Origin of the sequence: Nocardia sp. A7 (genome assembly GCF_046549215.1) — a bacterium.
In the GTDB taxonomy this organism is placed as follows: Bacteria; Actinomycetota; Actinomycetes; order Mycobacteriales; family Mycobacteriaceae; genus Nocardia.
Genome location: NZ_JAJPWE010000002.1, coordinates 399,203 through 417,683, shown reverse-complemented (window position 1 = coordinate 417,683; position 18,481 = coordinate 399,203). Strand labels below are relative to the sequence as shown.

Sequence of the window (18,481 nt, the reverse complement as noted above, 5' to 3'; positions counted from 1 at the left end):
CACAACGCAGTGAGCAGAGTCGATGAACGCAACCGCGGCACTCTTCGCCGGTCTTGCCCTGCTTCTCGCAGGGCCGGTACCAGCGCTGCTCAGTCGCGCTACGTGGGTGCACCGCAGCCCGCGCGCGGCACTGGTGTTGTGGCAGGCGATCGCACTCGCCGCCGTACTCAGCGCGTTCGGCTCCGGACTGGCCATCGCCAGTCTGCTGCTCGTTCCCGGCCCCGACGGTAGGCCGACCACTTCGCCCACCCAGGAGATCGACGCGCTCGGTCTGCCGCTGTGGTCGCTGTACGTGCTGGTCTTCGCCCTGACCCTGATGGTCGGCGCCCGTCTGATGTTCTCGATCGTGCGCGTCGGTGTGCACACCCGCCGCCGCCGCTCCCGCCACCGCATGCTGGTCGACCTGCTCGATCAGAGCGGCCCGGTCCGTCGCGCCGCCGACATCCGCGTGCTGGCTGCCACCGAGCCCATCGCCTACTGCCTGCCCGGCTTGCGCCAGCGGGTGGTGATCAGCGAAGGCACGCTCACCAGCCTCGACGACTCCGAGGTCACCGCCATCGTGAGCCACGAGCGCTCGCACCTGCGCGCCCGCCACGACCTGGTACTCGAGGCGTTCACCGCCGTGCACGAGGCATTTCCCCGGGTGGTCCGCAGCAAGGCCGCGCTCGGCCAGGTGAAACTGCTGATCGAGCTGCTCGCCGACGACTCCGCGGTGAAGGTCACCGGCCCCAAGCCGCTGGCCCGCGCACTGATCGCCTGTGCCAAATCCACCGCACCGCAGGGCGCGCTCGCCGCGGGCGGACCGAGCACCCTGATCCGCATCCAACGGCTCGCGGGCCGCACCGGAGACGTGAGAGTCGCCACCGCCGCCTACCTCGGGTCGGCCGCGATTCTGGTCGTGCCGACACTCGCTGTCGCGGTGCCGTGGCTGCAGGAACTCCGCCGACTCTTCCACGGCTGACCTGGCGATCCGTCGCTGCCGCTCCCCGCGTCACCGGCGCGGCGACCGCGATGTCGCTGCCTGTTTCGCGAGGAACACAGACGTTGCCACAATCGCTCACCTGACCAGCCTGTTTACCCACCTGAGGCAGAACACGCCTATCCTGGGAGACCGGTCCTTCCTGCTGGGCCGCACCCCGCTCACGCCGAAGCGCGTGTTCGGGTAATCGGCGCCGATCATCGTTCGGCGCGATTCGCAGCCCAACGAAAGGCCACCTTGACCAACTCTGCCGTGCCCAACGAACCGACCTTCATCGAACTGGGCCTGCCCGTCGAACTGGTGCAGACCCTGCGCAACGCGGGCATCGACAAGCCCTTCCCCATCCAGGCCGCCACCATCGGCGACGCCCTCGCCGGCCGTGACGTACTCGGTCGCGGCCCGACCGGCTCGGGCAAGACCCTGGCCTTCGGCCTGCCGATGCTGACCCGCCTGGCCCAGGGCTCGCCGTCCAAGCCGGGTCGCCCGCGCGGCCTCGTGCTGGTGCCGACCCGCGAACTCGCGACGCAGATCGAGAAGGCACTCGAAGACGCCGCCCGCTCGCTGGGCCTGCGCGTCGCCTCCGTCGTCGGTGGTGCGCCGATCAAGCGTCAGGCCGATCGCCTCGCACGCGGCGTCGACCTGCTCATCGCGACCCCGGGTCGCCTCGACGACCTGATCAAGCAGCGCAACGCCGACCTGTCGGACGTGACGATCACCGCCCTCGACGAGGCCGACCACATGGCCGACATGGGCTTCCTGCCCCAGGTCACCCGCCTGCTCGACCGCACCCCCAAGCAGGGGCAGCGCCTGCTGTTCTCGGCCACCCTCGACGGTGACGTGGACAAGCTGGTCAAGCGCTACATGCACAACCCGGTGACCCACTCGACCGCGCCCGCCGAGGCCTCGGTGAGCACCATGACCCACCACCTGCTCTACGTGCGCGACAAGAACATCAAGCGCACCGTGGCCACCGAGATCGCGGCTCGCGACGGCCTGACCATCATGTTCGTGCGCACCAAGCACGGCGCCGACCGCCTGGCCAAGCAGCTGCGCGGCGCCGGTGTCGACGCGGGCTCGCTGCACGGCGGCAAGGCACAGAACAACCGTGTCCGCACCCTGGCGTCCTTCGCCGACGGGTCGGTGCCGGTGCTGGTCACCACCGACGTCGCCGCGCGCGGCATCCACATCGACGGCGTCTCGCTGGTCGTGCACTTCGACCCGCCCGCCGAGCACAAGGCCTACCTGCACCGTGCGGGCCGCACCGCGCGCGCCGGTGAGGACGGTGTCGTGGTCACCCTCGTCACCGACGAGGAGCGCAAGGACGTCACCGCGATGACCCGCAAGGCGGGCGTACGGACCGACGGTGTCGACGTGCGCCCCGGCGGCCAGAACCTGGTGGACATCACCGGTGCCCGCAAGCCGAGCGGGATCGCACTGGCGGCCCCGGTCGCCCCCGCGCAGCCGACCCGGTCCGCGACCGGTGGCGGGCGGACCCGTCGTCCGCGTTCCGGTGGCGCTCCGGCCGTCGAGGCGGGCCGTGGTGGTGCGCCGCGCCGCGAGCGTCCGGCACACGAGCCGCGCACTCGCGCCGGTGGACACGCCCGCACAGGCGACACGCCGACTAATTCTCGTCGTCGCGCCGCGCGTCCGGCCGCTCCGGCCGTACACCGCAACCGCACGGCAAACTGAGTCATCGCGTGGCCGAACCGAATACGGTTCGGCCACGCGGCTGTCTCCAGGTGCCCGAACACGTCGACTCTCGGTTCGTAGATCAGCGCCGATGAGGGCCTCATCCCGCACACTGAGCCCGTGACGAACCATGAGATCGCCACCGTCGTGTGCGCGCTCATCGCGGCCATGTTGATCGCGCTGGGCGCCGTAGCGCAGCAACAGGCGGCCGCGGCAGTGCCCGAAGGCTCGTCCCTCCTGCGCGGCCTGGTCCGCAGCCCACGCTGGTGGTCCGGCATCGTCGGTGACACCGGTGGTTACGCGATGCAGGTTCTCGCACTGACATTCGGCGCGGTATTGGTGGTGCAACCGATTCTGGTGAGCGCCCTGGTCTTCGCACTCCCGCTCTCCGCGCGACTCAACGGACAGCGGATCACCGCACGCGCCGCCACGACCGCGCTGATTCTCGTCGCGGCGCTCGCGCTGTTCCTGATCGTGGGCGATCCGACCGCGGGCGAGGACACAGCACCCTTCCGAGAGTGGTTGACCCCCTTGGCGATTCTGCTCGGCGTCATCGTGGCCGCGACCGTCACCGGACTGCTGATCGCCAGCCGAGCGGGGCAGGCGCTCGCTCTCGGTCTAGCCGGTGGCGCCCTGTTCGGCGTGGCCGCCGCACTCACCGATCGCGTGGTCACCCTGTTCGGTGACGGGATCGGCGCGGTACTCGGCGGGTGGCAGACCTGGACGCTGGTGGCCGCCGGACTGCTCGGCGTGTACCTGCAACAGCGCGCGTTCCAGGCGGGCCCGCTCTCGGCCTCGCTGCCCGCGGCGACCATCGCCGAACCCCTGGCTGCCGCGTTCCTCGGCCTCACCGCCCTCGACGAGCACCTCCGCACCAGCGGTCTGGGGTTGGTCGTCGTCGGCGCCTGCGTCGTGGTGATGTGTGTGGCGACGGTGATCCTGTGCCGGACCAGCGCGGTTGCCGACGGGCCGGTGAGCTGAATCCTCGCGGGGGGAATTGCACGCCGCGGAGTTCACAGGGCTACTATCAATCAAGTGCGATTTCTTCCGGGACCCCAGCCGCCGTACGACCTGACCTACGACGACCTCTTCCTGGTCCCGAACCGGACCGAGGTCGCGTCCAGGTTCGATGTGGACTTGGCCAGTGTCGACGGGTCCGGTACCACCATCCCCCTCGTGGTCGCGAACATGACCGCCGTCGCGGGCAAGCGGATGGCCGAGACCGTCGCCCGTCGCGGCGGCATCGTGGTACTCCCCCAGGACCTGCCCATTCCGGCGGCCGCAGACACCATCGGCTTCGTCAAGAGCCGCTCACTCACCGCCGACACCCCCGTCACGCTCGACCCCGACCGTTCGGTGTCCGACGCGATGGCGCTGATGCACAAGCGTGCGCACGGTGCCGTGGTGGTCGTCGAGGGTGGCAAGCCGGTCGGGGTGGTCACCGAGGCCGCTTGCGCCGATGTCGATCGGTTCGCGCGCCTGCGCGAGGTCGCCTTCACCGATTTCGTGCAGGTGCCCGTCGAGGCGTCCCCACGCGACATCTTCGACCGCCTCGCCGAGGTTCACGCCCAACTCGCGGTGCTCACCAACTCCGACGGCACCCTCGCCGGCGTGATGACCCGCACCGGGACCGTCCGCGCGGGCATCTACACCCCGGCCGTCGACGCCGACAACAAGCTGCGCGTCGCCGCCGCCGTCGGCATCAACGGTGATGTGGCCGCCAAGGCGAAGGCACTGGCTGAGGCGGGCGCCGACGTGCTCGTGCTCGACACCGCGCACGGCCATCAGACCAAGATGCTCGAATCCCTGCGCATTGTCGCCGATCTCGGCCTCGGCCTGCCCTTGGTCGCGGGCAACGTGGTCTCCGCCGAAGGCACCCGCGATCTGGCCGAGGCTGGCGCCAACATCATCAAGGTCGGTGTCGGCCCCGGCGCCATGTGCACCACCCGCATGATGACCGGCGTCGGTCGCCCGCAGTTCTCCGCCGTGGCCGAATGTGCCACTGCTGCAAAGGAACTCGGCGTGCACGTGTGGGCCGACGGTGGCGTGCGGCACCCCCGCGACGTGGCCCTGGCGCTCGCCGCGGGCGCGTCGAACGTGATGATCGGTTCGTGGTTCGCCGGCACCTACGAGTCCCCCGGCGACCTGCGCATCGACCGCGACGGCAACAAGTACAAGGAGAGCTTCGGCATGGCGTCCAAGCGCGCCGTCGCCGCCCGCACCGCCGCGGACAGCTCCTTCGACCGCGCCCGCAAGGCACTGTTCGAAGAGGGCATCTCCAGCTCGCGGATGCGTCTTGACCCCGAGCGCCCCGGCGTCGAGGACCTCATCGACCACATCTGCTCGGGCGTGCGCAGCTCCTGCACCTACGCCGGTGCCCGCTCGCTGCCGGAATTCCACGACAAGGCCGTGCTCGGCGTGCAGTCCGCCGCCGGCTTCGCCGAGGGAAGGCCGCTGCCGAGCGGCTGGTGATCTGCGCGCACGGCGGCCGATCGAACCCTCTATCGGCCGCCGTCGCCGTGTCCGGCACCGCGCCGCTGACACATCATGGGTGGGCACGGATTACTATGTAGTTGCCGATCACGGCACATGCTTTTCCCCGCCTCGAAAGGATCCAGTTGTCACCCGCGTCCAAGGGCGCCACACAGGAGGGCTCCTCTACGGAGCCGGGTGACAAACCCGGCGTCCTCCTTTTCGCAGCGTCCGTTCGACCTTCCGGTTTCCCTACGGCATCACTCGGGTGGTGCTGAGGATGTCCATCGTTATCACCGTGCTCAGCCTGCTCGGCTTCGCCGCCCTCACCCTCGGAACGGCACTGTTCGTCGCCGCCGAGTTCTCCCTCACCGCATTGGAACGCAGCACCGTCGAAGCGGCGGCCCGCGACGGTGACACCCGGTCCCGGCTGGTGAAACAGGCTCACCACACCCTGTCGTTCCAGCTCTCCGGTGCCCAGCTCGGCATCACGATCACCACGCTGATCACCGGCTACATCGCCGAACCCGTCCTGGCCAGATTGCTCGATCCGCTGCTGAGCGGCATCGGCCTGAGCGAAACCGTCTCGCACGCTGTCGCCTTGGCGCTGGCCCTGATCATCGCGACCTCGCTGTCGATGATCTACGGCGAACTGGTACCGAAGAACATCGCGATCGCCGAGCCGATGAAGGTCGCCCGCCTGACCTCCGGCCCGATGATCGGGTTCTCCGCCCTGTTCAAGTGGCTCATCCGCTTCCTCAACGGTTCCGCCAACCGGATCGTGCGCAGGCTCGGCATCGAACCCGCCGAGGAATTGCGATCGGCGCGCTCGCCGCAGGAACTCGGTTCGCTCGTGCGCACCTCCGCTATGCGTGGCGCGATGGATCAGCGCACCGCGCAGGTGATGGACCGCTCGCTCGAATTCGGTGAGCGCAGCGCCGAGGACCTGATGACACCGCGCGTGAAGGTCGAATCGCTCGACCGCCACGACACCATCGCCGACCTCATCGCCGCCGCCGCCCGCACCGGCTACTCCCGGTTCCCGGTGGTCGACGGCGACCTCGACAACACGCTCGGCGTGGTGCACGTCAAGCAGGCATTCACCCACCCGGGCGAGCTGCGCAAGCAGATCCCGTTGAGCGCGCTGGCCGTCGCGGTGCCGATCGTGCCCGCGAGCCTGGACGGCGACGAGGTCCTGGAGCGGGTGCGCGCCGACGGCATGCAGGTGGCACTGGTCGTCGACGAATACGGCGGCACCGCGGGCATGGTGACCATGGAGGACCTCATCGAGGAGATCCTCGGCGACGTGCGCGACGAGCACGACGAGGAGGAACGCGATGTCCGCCGGGTCTCCGACGGCTGGGACTGCTCGGGCCTGCTGCGCATCGACGAGGTGTCGCGCGCGACCGGCTACGACGCGCCGGAAGGCGAATACGAAACCCTCGGCGGGCTGGTGCTGGCCCAACTCGGCCGCATCCCGGTGACCGCCGACGAGGTGGTGCTGCCCGAATCCCGGGGTTCCGGTGGCGGCTGGATCGCCAGGGTGGAACGGATGGACGGACGGCGTATCGACCGGGTGCGGTTGATCCCCGTCGACTCGGCCAACCTCTCGGCACGGGAGCAGACTCATGGGTGACCTTTTCGGACTCTTGCTCACCGTCGTACTCCTGGCAGGCAACGCGTTCTTCGTCGCCGCCGAGTTCGCACTCATCTCCGCCCGCCGCGACCGCTTGGAAGCCCTTGTCGCCCAAGGGAAGAAGAAGGCGCAAATCGTGATCGAGGCAGGTGAGAACCTGTCGATTATGCTGGCCGCGGCCCAGCTCGGCATCACGATCTGCTCGATCCTGCTCGGCCGCGTCGGCGAGCCCGCGATCGCGCACCTGATCGAGCGCCCGTTCGAACTGCTCGGCCTGCCGGATCAGCTGCTGCATCCCGTCGGTTTCACGATCGCGCTCACCATCGTGGTGATCCTGCACATCCTGCTCGGCGAGATGGTGCCCAAGAACATCGCGCTCGCCGGTCCGGAACGCTCGGCGCTGCTGCTGGTCCCGATCCACCTGATGTGGTTGCGGATCGCCCGACCGCTGATCGCGCTGTACAACCTCGCCGCGAACATGACGCTGCGGATGATGCGGATCGAGCCGAAGGACGAACTCGACGCCACCGTGTCGACAGTGGAACTGGCCGAGATGATCGGCGAATCCCGGTCCGAGGGACTGCTCGATGAGGAGGAACACCGCAGGCTCACCCAGGCCCTCGGCACCTCCGACCAGATCGTCGGCGACGTCATGGTGCCGTTGGCCCAGGCCCGATCGGTACCGCTGATCGGCAACGGGACCACCCTCGGCGAGGTCGAAGCGGCAGTGTCGGAAACCGGATTCTCCCGCTACCCGGTAGCCGCGTCCGACGGCTCCCTGGTCGGCTACCTGCACATCAAGGACGTCCTCGACGAGGTAGCCGACGACAACGCGGGCCCCGACACCGTCATCCCCCGCACCGATATCCGCCCACTCCCCACCGTGAGCACCGGCACCCCGCTGTACGAGGCGTTGACCCGCCTGCGCCGAACCAGCAGTCACCTGGGACGGGTGGTCGACAGCCGCGGCAACACCGTCGGCGTGGTCGCCTTGGAAGACCTCATCGAGGAGTTCGTCGGCACCGTCCGCGACGGCACCCACCGCCTCGCCGAATAGGCCCTCCGGCAGCCGATCTCGCGCTCGACGCCACGCGGTGGCGGGCCGGTGCGCACGCGCAGGGGTTACCACTCGACCAGTCGGTCGGGCGGTGACCCGTGCGCTGCGTCGGCCATCACCAGCGGTTAACGCTTGACTATTGGTAACCAATCGGTTACCAATAGTGAGTGGACGTTTTCGAGGCATTAGCCGACCCCGTGCGCCGCGACCTACTCTGCCGCCTGGCCGACGCACCGGCCAGGGTCGTCGATCTCGCCGCGGAATATCCCATCAGTAGGCCGGCGATCAGCAAGCATCTGCGGGTCCTCGCCGATGCGGGCCTCGTCTGCGCCGAAACGCACGGCCGCGAACGCCACTATCAGCTGGCCCCCGCGGGGCTGGCCCCCTTGCACAACTATCTGGAGCAGCTGCAGCCGACCCGGCTGCCGATTCCGGAGCACGCGTTCGACGGTCTCGACCTCGAGGTCCGCCGCACCACCCGGGAACGCCGAGCCACCACCAGCACCGACAAGGAGCAGACCGCATGACCACCCCCACAGCGAGCGGACGCCGCCGCGACCACACCGACGGCATCTACTGCGAATGGACCCGAACCTTTCGCGCACCGATCGAGGATGTCTGGGCCGCCGTCACCGACCCGCAGCGACTCGCCCGCTGGCTCGGCACCTGGACCGGTGACCCGTCGTCCGGCGAAGTGAAGTTCCAGATGCTCTTCGAAGACGAGATGCCCGCCGAGCGATTCCGGATCGACGATTGCGAACCCCCGCACCGGCTGCGGGTCACCACGTCGATGCCTTACGACGGGGAGAACCCCGAACACTGGCAGCTACGCCTCGACCTCGCCGAGGAAGGCGGCATCACCACCTTGACCTTCGCCCAGAACTTGCCCGACCCCACCATGGCGGAGAACGTCGGACCGGGCTGGGACTACTACCTCGACCGCCTGGTCGCCGCCGAAGGCGACCGCGACCCAGCCACCGTGAGCTTCGACGACTACTACCCCGCACTGTCCGAGCACTACCGGAAGGAATTCGGGCGCAACGACTGAGCCGGCTCCGTATCGAAAGGTGCTGTCCGCCGCGGTGGCTCAACTATTTTCCCGTGTGAATCAGGGATTGCCCTGATGTGCGCGAAGGGTCGGCCGTTCCACACTTAAGATACGAAACCGTATCTTAAGGGGACTTCATGTCGCGAAGTGTTCGTCACCTGCTGGTGTGGCTGCACGTGATCTCGTCGGTCAGCTGGCTCAGTCAGGCGGCCGCCCTGACCGTGCTGCTGTCGGTCAGTGCTCTCTCACCGCCGGGCGAGCGCAAGGCCGCCACCGCGGGCGCGGCCGAGCTGCTCGATCAGACCGTCCTGGTGTACTCGGCCAATACCGCCGCCTTCACGGGTCTGATCCTGGCGGCGGTCACGGCGTGGGGGTACTTCCACTACTGGTGGGTGTGTGTGAAGTTCGTCCTCACCCTCGGTCAGCTCTACATCGGCATCTTCATCCTCTCCTCGGCGATGCACGAGACCGTGGCGGCCACCGGGCAGGGTGCCGACGGCCCGGCGGTCGCACTGGCGGCCACCGGCGCCGCGATGGCCGGTGTGCTGGGGTTTCAGGTGTGGCTGTCGGTGGCCAAGCCGTGGGGACGGACGCCGTGGGGTGAACGCGCTCGCGCGCGTCCGGGTTCCGCGCCGAGCTGGCTGTACGCGCTCGGCGTCCTCGCACCGCTCGTCGACCTGGGTTTCGGTGTCACGCTGGGCAATCCGACGCCGCTGGTGTCGCTGTCGACGCTGATTCTCGCTCTCGTCATGCGAGCGCTGCGCGCACGGAAGGCGGCCACGCCCGCCCCCGCGCGCGAACAGCGTGTCGAGCCCGGCGCGATCGAAGCCGTCACGGTGCTCACACCCACCGTCACGGCGCTGCGCATCGCCTGCGAGGCGGCGCCGTGGGAACCCGGGGCACACATCGATCTCGTCCTGCCCTCGGGCAAGACCCGGCAGTATTCACTGTGCGGCGACCCCACCGACCGGACCGGCTATGACATCGCGGTCCTTCGCGAAGACCGCGGACGGGGCGCCTCGCGCGAGATCCACGCACTGACTGTGGGCGAGGCCGTGCGAATCAGTCTCCCGCGCAACAACTTCCCACTGGTCGAGGCGCCCGCGTACCTGTTCGTCGCGGGCGGCATCGGGGTGACCCCGTTCCTCCCTATGATCGCTCGCCTGACCGCCGAGGACCGACCATGGCGGATGATCTATCGCGGCCGATCGCGTGCGGAAATGCCCTTCGTCGACGAGCTCGAGCAGCGCTACGCCAACCGGGTGAGCATCCTGCCCTCGGACACGACCCCGCGCCCCGATCTGTCCGCCGTGCTCGACGCACAGCCCGACGATGTCGCCGTCTACTGCTGTGGGCCCGAGAGTTTGCTACGCGCCGTGTCCGAATGTGCCGGACCCACAGTGCATCTCGAACGTTTCACGCCCTCCGAGCGCAACGACGCACCGGCGACCGCCTTCGACCTCTATCTGTCGCGCACCCGCCGCACCGTCAGTGTTGCCCCTGAGGTCAGCGCGCTCGACGCCATTCGGGTGGCACTGCCGACCGCCCCCGGCTCATGCGAGAACGGACTGTGCGGCAGCTGCGCACTTCGGGTCGAAGCCGGGCAACCCGACCATCGCACCGAGGTCGCGAAGGACTCGGCGGATATCTTCCATCCGTGCGTGTCCCGGTCCCGGGGGCCGTTGCTGGTGGTCGACGCCTGAGGGTCACGAGGCCGGGCGCGGTTAGGCTGGTCGGGTGGAGTCCGCGCGGCCAGTCCGCACCCGGCGCCGGGGCGAGGATCTTTTGCGCGCGATCCATGCCGCGGTGCTCGGCGAACTCGCCGAGGTGGGCTACGGCAACCTCACGATGGAGGGTGTCGCGACCAGAGCCGGTTGCGGCAAGGCTCCCCTGTATCGACGGTGGAAAACCAAGGACGACATGGTGCTCGACGCTGTGCGCCATGGTTTTTCGTTACGTCAGGGACCGGCCTATACCGGAAACCTCCGCGACGATCTGCTGCTGACCCTGCGCGGCATGGCAGCCGGCCTCGCAGGCCCGTTCGGCGGCATCCTGCGCGCCGTCCTCAGCGAGACCCATCGACGCCCCGCGCTGATGGATGCACTCCACGCATCGATCTTCGACCCACGCGCCGCCGAGATGCGGACGATGTTGCGCGCCGCGGCCGCCGCCGGCGAGATCCGCGCCGACGCCGTGGACTCACCGGCGGCCACCCTCGGCCCAGAGTTGGTCGTGTTCCGATTCCTGACCGAGGGAACGCCTCTGCCCGACACGACGATCACCGGAATCGTCGACGATGTCATCCTGCCGCTGCTGTCGTGAAAGTTCGCCCTCGTTCTCACCGGTGCAGCAGCGGCTGGGCGCTGTGTTTGCCCGCTCGCCGCCCGGAGAAAACGCAGTCGGCCAGTGACAATCCGCTGACGTAGGAGTTCGAACAGACACCGACCGCCGCGCGCCCCGCGGCGAAGAGTCCCGCGACGAGGTCCCCGTTCTCCGCGCGGACCGCGCCGGTGTCTTCGTCCACCAGTAGACCACCGAGGGTGAGCATCGGCATGGGATAGGTGACGCGTGCCTTGAACGAGATATCCAGCAGGGCGAACGGTCCGGTGCGCAGCGGACGACGGAGATCGTCGGGCTTACCGAACGGGTCCGGTCGATTGTCTTCGATCGCTCGATTGTGTGCGTCCACGGTTTCCCGCAGCGCGGACCGGTCGATGCCGGCGCGGGCGGCAACCTCCTCGACGGTGCTACCGGAGAACCGGCCGACGCGAAGCAGACGCTCGGTCTGCATCCGCTGGAACCACACCGACTGTGTGCCGATCTGGCGACGGGCTTCGGCCTCCAGCTGCGCGTCGACGAGCAGCCATGCGCGGTGACCTGGACTGGCGGCGATGGCCGCGCCCAGCGCCGCACCGTAGCGAGACTCGTCGATCATGCGCCGGCCGAGGGCATTCACCGCGAGAGCACCGAAGAAGGCGCTGGGCGGCGCGATGAAGCGCCACGTCGACATCGCGTCCATCTTGCCGCTCGCCGCGCCGATGTCGAGCGCCATGGTGATGCCGCTACCGTCGTCGCCCGCGCTGCCAAGCGGCAGCCCCTGCGACCACGGATATCCCGGCGCGTGCCGCGCGACCATCTCCCCGTTCGCGATGAACCCGCCGGTGGTGAGCACGACTCCGGTTTTCGCCTGGATTCGGATCGACTGCCCGAATCTACGCTCGATCCTGGTCAGCAGCGCTTCCATCGACTGGCGCAGACCCTGGTGGTACACACCAGGTTTGGCCGAAATGCGAGCGAGCGCGGCGAATCGGCGGCGCACTGCCGCGGGCGCGCGATCGATCGTGATCGCCTCGATGCCGGTCACGCGCCCGTGCTCGACGACGAGCCGGGTCGCCCTGGTGCCGGTCCGGACGCGGACGCCGTGCCGGGCCGCCGACTCGGCCAGCGGCGCGAACAGCGCCTTGCCCGAGACACCGGGGCCGTGGACGCGGTGGCCACGCTGGCGCGGCTTCGCGAGTTCCCGGTAGCGGCCGGAGTTTTCGCTGCCCGAGAAGTACAGGTAGTAGTCGTCGGTCGGGTAGGACGTCTTGTACGGGCACACCGACGGCTGGAAGGGCACGCCGTGCCCGGTCAGCCAGTCGATCATCGCCGGCGACTCTTCGCAGAATCGGCGCAGTGTCGCAGCGCTCACCGCGTCACCGACCTCGGCCCGCAGATACGCGAGCATGTTGTCGACGTCGTCGTCGATCCCCGCGTCCCGCTGCACCGAAGTGCCGCCACCCGCGTACACGATGCCACCGGACAGCGCCGTCGCCCCGCCACCCAGGTACCGGTCTATGGCCAAGACATCGACGCCGACCTCCCGCGCCGCCAGCGCCGCGCTCGCCCCCGCACCGCCGTATCCGACGACCACGACATCAGCTGCATCGTCCCAGGCCCGCACGTGTACCACCTTCCGAGCAGTGGCCGACCGCGTCGTCGCCCGACTGTAACGTGTTCCAGTCGAACTATAACGTGTTCTAGAAACTCGATGCGAGCAGATCGCGCGCCGCCGCCGACCGCGGGTCGGCGGTCCTCATGACTCCGAGGTTTCCCGGCGGTGGTCCGCCGGGGAACTTGCTGGGACGGCGTCCGCGGCGTGGCTGAGTTGTTGGGACATTTCCGGCAGGTCGATTCGGATCCGGCGATCCATCGCCCGGGCGAGTTGTTCGTCGGCAACCTGACGAACCACCGGTCGCAGCTCGGCCAGGGTGCGCGACAGGTGCTGCAACTGGGCAGGCGATGGCCGATCGAGAACAGGCTGGACAAGGTGCGTGCGGAACTCCTGCACGAAAGCGAAGGCCATCCGATCGAAGGCCGCCTCCAGTTCCCAGCTCAGCGCGAGCAACGCACGCAGCGGAATCCCCGCCGCCACCAGTGCCGTGGCCGTGTCGAGCAGGCGCCCGCTGTAGTAGACGAGACGATCCCCCTCGACGCGCAGGTGTCCCAGCGCGATCGCTTCAGTCATTATTTCCGGCGTGACCTGGTCCCCGAAGCGGTCTATCAGTTCGGTGAGATCAATATCGATCTCACCGTCACTCCACGCCGCCGCGGCTGCCGATTCGAACCCGAGCAGCTCGGAGACTCCGCCGCCCATCTCGGCGCTGGCAAGCAGGTCCGCGATCCCTTCGAGGCTGTGACCGCGAGCGAGCAGATCGCCGATCAAGGTCAGCCGCTCCAGATGACTGTCGTCGTAGTACGCGTTCCGACCGCGCCGCACCGGCGGCGAGAGCAGACCTCGCTCCTGGTAGTAGCGCACCGTGCGCACCGGAACCTCAGCGGCCTGAGCCAACTCCGCGACCCGATACTCCTGCCCACTGTCCATCATTCCCACCTCCCGTCCACCGATAGCGAGAGCGATTCTATCCAACTGTCTCAGAAACTGCTGGGGCGGTAGCGTGCGAGAAGAGCAGAGTTTGTCGCCATGAGCAGGCAGATCGGCAAATCTATGGCCAAAGCGTAAACCGACAGTTACAGTATTCACTGTAATAGTTCGCGGCGCCAGGGGTCGGCAAGCGGGAACGTCGATGGCCACGCCACAGGAGGTCGGAACCGATGCTGACGAGCGTTCCGTGCGGAGATGAGCTTCAGATCGCCGGGCTGTCCGTGGCTCTGCGTTTGCGCCACGATCACAGCCTTTCCCAGCGGTTGCTGGCGCAGTGGGGTGGTCAGGACGACAGGCGGCGAACCGTCTTGCCGTGCGGGGTGTCATGGCGGGAAGCCGACGAGGTTGTGCAGGGTTGTCTGGATCTGCTCGTCGCCGCGATGCAAGATCGACCGCTCGACGAGCCACCTGCTCAGCTCGGCGCGCGAATCAGTGATTGGGCCGCGGAGGGTGTGCCGCTCGAGTCTGTGCAACAAGCCACCCACGCCGGTTTCCGGTTCGTGCTCGATCAACTGACCCGACGTGCCACCAGCGCCGACAGCAGGGCTGTCACAGTGGCCGGACAGCGGGTGGCCGAGGTCCTCGAACAAGTGACGACCATCTTCACCAGTGTTTATCTGCGTCACGTCCGCGCCGAAGCGAGCGGGCGCACCGATGCCGCCGGGGCGCTGAGCGCAGCTCTGATGGCCGGGTCACCGACGCCCGCGTGGGCTCGGGGCCGCGGGTTCGAGATCGGTGCGGCCTACGCCGTGCTCGCGCTGGCCGCCGCACCCGCACGGCCCGACGATGCCGACCTCAGCCAGATCGAGGCTCGTCGGTGGTTGCGCCGACTGCACGAGGAACTGGCGTCCTGCGCGAGCATCTCGCCACTGGCCCAGCTGAGCGAAGGCGGCGGAACAGTACTGATCCCCGAGGACAACGACGACGGCACCGCCGCGGTGGACCTTTTCAACCGCCTGCAGGCCGCGACCGCGACACCGCTGCGGGCGGCGCTCGTGCACGCCCCCACCCACCAAATCCCCAGCGCGGCAACGGAAGCCCACGAACTGCTCGACCTCGCCGAAAGGTTGCACCGGCCCGCAGGCCTGTATCGCATGCGGGATCTGGTGGTGGAGTACCAGATCACCCGTCCCGGTCCCGGCCGACAGCAACTGGCAACGATTCTGGCTCCCCTGCGCGATCAGCCCGATCTGGTCGAGACGCTGACGGAATACCTGCGCTTCAGCCGCAATCGCAGACGCGCCGCGAAGACCCTGCACATTCACCCGAACACCCTGGACTACCGGCTCCAGCGCGTCGCCCAGATCACCGGAATGGACCCCACTCATGTCGACGGGTTGTGGTATTTGCAGTCGGCCCTGGTAGCCCACGCCCACGAAACCGGTACTCCCTGAGCGAAGCACGCGTGGGAGGCTGGCACTACTGTGCGCGGAGAGAAGGCGTCATAGGCGCGACAGCAGCAATTGCGCCGCTTCGTCCGGGTGGGAGTAGGGCCACCAATGTCCTGCATCCACAGCGACGACCTCCACGTCGCTGACCCAATCGCGCACAGCGTCATTGAGATCGGGGGCCAGGAATCGATCCCCGCGTGGGGCCACGATCGTGGTGGGGACACCGCAGATCGCCGCGGGCCCGCCGACCAGCCGTGCGACGACGTTCGCGCGATAGAGCGCGATGCCACGTCGCCGATTCTCCGATGAGAGCGGCGGCGCGTCTTCGAAGTACCCGGCGGCCGAGAGCAGCCTGGGCACATGCCGCGAAAGAACGGGGACATGGAAGCCCCAGATATACCAGGAACGCGCCAACTGCGAAATCATCGACGGCCAGCGGGACAGCTTGACTGCTCGCGTCCTGGCCACCTGACGGAGATGATCCAGGCTGGGCCCGGAGACCGAGGTATACGAAGCGAACGTCGATGCCGCTCGAGGTGCCGACATCGCCTCCCACATCTGCACCGAGCCCCAGTCGTGAGCGAAGACGTGGATCGGAGTTCGGGGGGCCGGAATCGAATCCACCACAGCGAACACATCTTCGGTCAGCCGCGACAGGGTGAACGAGCGGAGGGAATCGGGATCGTCGACCACGGTATCGGCACCGCCCCGCGTGTCGTAGGCGATGATTCGCACCCGGTCGCCGAGCGCATCGATCATGGGCAGGAACAGGGAATGATCATCCGGGTATCCGTGCACGAGCAGCACGGTGTTCTCCGCGTCCGGATTCCCGTATTCGAACACGGCGATCGTGGCGCCATCGGTTCGCACCGTCCACCGTGTCACGCGCTGACGAATCTCGGATGCGCAGCCTCGGCTCGGAGCAGATTCGCGATCATCGTGAGCCGCAGATCGTCTTGCTCGGGGTCGGGATGGACCACGGCGGCGAGGGCTTCTCCGTCGAGGAGATAGACCACGCTGAAAATGACGGTATCCAATCGCTCGGCGGCGATGGTGGCCGCGAACGGCAATGTCCTCGCCAGCTGGGCGATCTGGTCGTGGTACTGAATCGTGAACGGCGTGAGCCGTTCACGGAGCGCGGGGTCGCTGCGGGCGGCGATGAGCAGCTCATACCAGGCCCCGTTGATCGGGGCACGGCATGCCGCTCGCAGCAGTGTGAGGCAGTGGTCGATGGAGTCGGTGCCGAGCCCGCTCAGTCCGGCTCGGAATTCGGTGAACTGCCGAGCACGGACCTCTTCTGCCGCTGCCACCACCAGGTCGAGTCGCGTGGGAAAATGACGGAACAGTGCCCCGGAGGACAGTCCGGCCCGTGCGACGATCTCACTGATCGTGGTTGCGGCATAACCTTTTTCGCACAGCGATTCGATCGTGGCGTCGATCAGACTGCGGATGGTTTCGGTACGGCGTTGCTGCTGGGTTCGACTCACGCGTTCACCGTGGCGGCGAGGGGGTCCTCAGCGCTGGCCCGCAGGAATCGACCGGCACGTTCGGACACGCCGAACCACGACGCGAACTGCCCATGGCGATAGGCGATCTTGCCTGCTATCAGCGTCGCAGTCACCGCTCGATCATTTCGGTTGACCATCCGGCTGAGACCGCCGAACTCGGGCATGATCTCCTCGTGATAGGCGGTGACGTCGTCGTCGAGGCCCGCGGGATCGATGACCACCACATCGGCGCGTCCACCGAGCCGCAGATGCCCGGCGTCGACGCCGTAGAAATCCCCGAGCTCACCGGTGAGCTTGTGTACCGCCTTCTCCACGCTCATGAACGGTGTCCGTTCGCCTCGCGCACTGTTCACGCGATGGAGCAGCCGGATACCGAAGTTGTAGAACGCCATATTGCGCAGATGCGCGCCCGCGTCGGAGAATCCGACGGTTACTCCGGGTGAATTGATCAGTCGGTCCATGGTTCGGGGACGATAGTTGGCGATGGTGGTGTGCCAGCGCAATGCGCGTCCGTGCTCGACGACCAGATCGAGGAAGGCATCCACGACGTGGATATCGCGAGATTTCGCGATGTCGGCGACCGTCTTGCCCACGAGCGAACTGTCGGGGCATTCGGTGATCTGCACATCCGCGAAGTCGCGGTGCCAGACCCGTGAGCTGAACTTCTTTTCGAAGTCGGCGCGGAACCACCGTCGATACGCTTCGTCGGACAGAAGTTCGTTGCGCTCCAACTCGTCGCGCAGGTGCAGTGCCGCCCGGCCGGAGCCGAACTCTTCGAACACCACCAGATCGATGCCGTCGGAGTAGACGTCGAACGGCGTGGGTAGATGCTGCCATCGGAACTGGCCTCGGCCCGGGCCGTTCACCATGGCCGCGATCGGTCCGAAGATCCGATTGATCCACGGCGACGCCTTGGGGTCGGCCGCAGCCAACAACGACACCTTCAACGACTTGCGTCCGAGACCTGTCGCGGCACCGAGGAAGAAGACCATGTCGTATTTGGTGTTGAGATTCGGGATGCTCTGCAACAGTCGTCCGCGCTCGCGCAGGATCTTGTGCAACCGACGAAACTCGCTCCATCTGGCATAGGCCGACGGGAGCGACCTCGAACGATATCGATCACCATCCAGCTTGTCCCACGGATTGGTCATCGTCGACATACCGAGCATTCCCGCGTCCAGGGCTTCGCTCAATGCCTCGGCCATGGCCCGAGATTCCGCATCGGTGGGCTTCTGGCGACGATCGGTCGACCGATCGAGTCCCATGACGTGCGCCCGCAAGTCGGAATGCCCCACGAGCAAGGCGACATTCGGCCCCAACGGTAGACGCTCGAGGCTGTCGATGTACTCCTGCGGCCCCGACCATGTTTTCGCGGTATCGACGGCTTTGAGGACATGATCTCGCGGCAACGCCTCCACGCGCGAAAACAGATCGGCGATGTCGACGGCAGTGCTGTAGATGGTCGACAGCGAGCAGTTGCCGAGCATGACGGTGGTGACACCGTGTCGGACAGACTCTGTGAGTCCGGGGCTGACGAGAACCTCGGCGTCGTAGTGCGTGTGGACGTCCACGAAGCCGGGCGTCACCCACTGGCCCGTCGCATCGATCACTTCCCCCGCAGCGGAGGAATCGAGCGGTTCCACGGAGAGGGCACAGACGACACCGTCGCGAATCCCCACATGGCGCACAACGCCGGGGCCGCCACTCCCGTCATATACCGTGCCGCCGCTGATGATCACGTCGTAGAGGTGAGCGTCCATGTGACCTCCGTCATAGA

The 18,481-nt window shown here is 67.6% G+C and carries 16 protein-coding genes; 11 read left to right on the top strand and 5 right to left on the bottom strand.

Annotation, left to right across the window (positions count from 1 at the left end; all coding sequences use genetic code 11):
- Positions 1–22: 22 nt before the first annotated feature.
- The 10 genes from ACLJPD_RS13365 (at position 23) to ACLJPD_RS13320 (ending at position 11,203) form a co-directional block, all read left to right on the top strand.
- Positions 23–961, top strand: coding sequence for a M56 family metallopeptidase (locus ACLJPD_RS13365; RefSeq protein ID WP_410872398.1), 939 nt, complete (start codon positions 23–25; stop codon positions 959–961).
- Positions 962–1,216: 255 nt separating this feature from the next.
- On the top strand, positions 1,217–2,668 hold the full coding sequence (locus tag ACLJPD_RS13360) for a DEAD/DEAH box helicase (RefSeq protein WP_410872397.1): 1,452 nt from the start codon (positions 1,217–1,219) through the stop codon (positions 2,666–2,668).
- A gap of 120 nt (positions 2,669–2,788) precedes the next feature.
- Entirely contained in the window at positions 2,789–3,649 is an 861-nt protein-coding gene (locus tag ACLJPD_RS13355) for a DMT family transporter (RefSeq protein WP_410872396.1), read from the top strand.
- Positions 3,650–3,703: 54 nt separating this feature from the next.
- Positions 3,704–5,140: a GuaB1 family IMP dehydrogenase-related protein gene (locus ACLJPD_RS13350; RefSeq protein ID WP_410872395.1), complete on the top strand. Its 1,437-nt coding sequence runs from the start codon at positions 3,704–3,706 to the stop codon at positions 5,138–5,140.
- 280 nt (positions 5,141–5,420) lie between these two features.
- Complete coding sequence (locus tag ACLJPD_RS13345) at positions 5,421–6,776, top strand: hemolysin family protein (protein ID WP_410872394.1); 1,356 nt, start codon at positions 5,421–5,423, stop codon at positions 6,774–6,776.
- Complete coding sequence (locus ACLJPD_RS13340; RefSeq protein ID WP_410872393.1) at positions 6,769–7,833, top strand: hemolysin family protein; 1,065 nt, start codon at positions 6,769–6,771, stop codon at positions 7,831–7,833. The genes ACLJPD_RS13345 and ACLJPD_RS13340 overlap by 8 nt, the downstream gene beginning before the upstream one ends.
- Positions 7,834–8,000: 167 nt before the next feature.
- Positions 8,001–8,360 carry an ArsR/SmtB family transcription factor gene (locus tag ACLJPD_RS13335; RefSeq protein ID WP_410872392.1) on the top strand — a complete coding sequence of 120 codons (360 nt, stop codon included), beginning with the start codon at positions 8,001–8,003 and terminating at the stop codon, positions 8,358–8,360.
- Positions 8,357–8,881: an SRPBCC family protein gene (locus ACLJPD_RS13330; protein WP_410872391.1), complete on the top strand. Its 525-nt coding sequence runs from the start codon at positions 8,357–8,359 to the stop codon at positions 8,879–8,881. Before ACLJPD_RS13335 ends, ACLJPD_RS13330 begins: the two co-directional genes overlap by 4 nt.
- Positions 8,882–9,018: 137 nt before the next feature.
- Positions 9,019–10,584, top strand: coding sequence for a PDR/VanB family oxidoreductase (locus ACLJPD_RS13325; protein ID WP_410872390.1), 1,566 nt, complete (start codon positions 9,019–9,021; stop codon positions 10,582–10,584).
- Between the two features lie 34 nt (positions 10,585–10,618).
- Positions 10,619–11,203, top strand: coding sequence for a TetR/AcrR family transcriptional regulator (locus ACLJPD_RS13320; RefSeq protein ID WP_410872388.1), 585 nt, complete (start codon positions 10,619–10,621; stop codon positions 11,201–11,203).
- A gap of 16 nt (positions 11,204–11,219) precedes the next feature.
- Here the strand turns inward: ACLJPD_RS13320 and ACLJPD_RS13315 are convergent, their stop codons facing one another.
- On the bottom strand, positions 11,220–12,824 hold the full coding sequence (locus ACLJPD_RS13315) for an FAD-binding protein (RefSeq protein ID WP_410872387.1): 1,605 nt from the start codon (positions 12,822–12,824) through the stop codon (positions 11,220–11,222).
- A gap of 132 nt (positions 12,825–12,956) precedes the next feature.
- Positions 12,957–13,745: a MerR family transcriptional regulator gene (locus tag ACLJPD_RS13310; protein WP_410873400.1), complete on the bottom strand. Its 789-nt coding sequence runs from the start codon at positions 13,743–13,745 to the stop codon at positions 12,957–12,959.
- Between the two features lie 230 nt (positions 13,746–13,975).
- On the opposite strand from ACLJPD_RS13310, the gene ACLJPD_RS13305 reads away from it, so the two are divergent.
- Positions 13,976–15,199, top strand: coding sequence for a PucR family transcriptional regulator (locus ACLJPD_RS13305; RefSeq protein ID WP_410872385.1), 1,224 nt, complete (start codon positions 13,976–13,978; stop codon positions 15,197–15,199).
- A gap of 48 nt (positions 15,200–15,247) precedes the next feature.
- Here the strand turns inward: ACLJPD_RS13305 and ACLJPD_RS13300 are convergent, their stop codons facing one another.
- Genes ACLJPD_RS13300 through ACLJPD_RS13290 form a run of 3 tightly spaced genes read right to left on the bottom strand, consistent with a single transcriptional unit; the run spans position 15,248 to position 18,464 of the window.
- Positions 15,248–16,066 (bottom strand): alpha/beta fold hydrolase, encoded by an 819-nt coding sequence (locus ACLJPD_RS13300; RefSeq protein ID WP_410872383.1) that lies wholly within the window; start codon positions 16,064–16,066, stop codon positions 15,248–15,250.
- A gap of 11 nt (positions 16,067–16,077) precedes the next feature.
- Positions 16,078–16,683: a TetR/AcrR family transcriptional regulator gene (locus ACLJPD_RS13295; protein ID WP_410872381.1), complete on the bottom strand. Its 606-nt coding sequence runs from the start codon at positions 16,681–16,683 to the stop codon at positions 16,078–16,080.
- A complete protein-coding gene (locus ACLJPD_RS13290) occupies positions 16,680–18,464 on the bottom strand; it encodes an N-acyl-D-amino-acid deacylase family protein (protein ID WP_410872379.1) in 1,785 nt (594 codons plus the stop codon). The genes ACLJPD_RS13295 and ACLJPD_RS13290 overlap by 4 nt, the downstream gene beginning before the upstream one ends.
- Positions 18,465–18,481 lie beyond the last annotated feature (17 nt).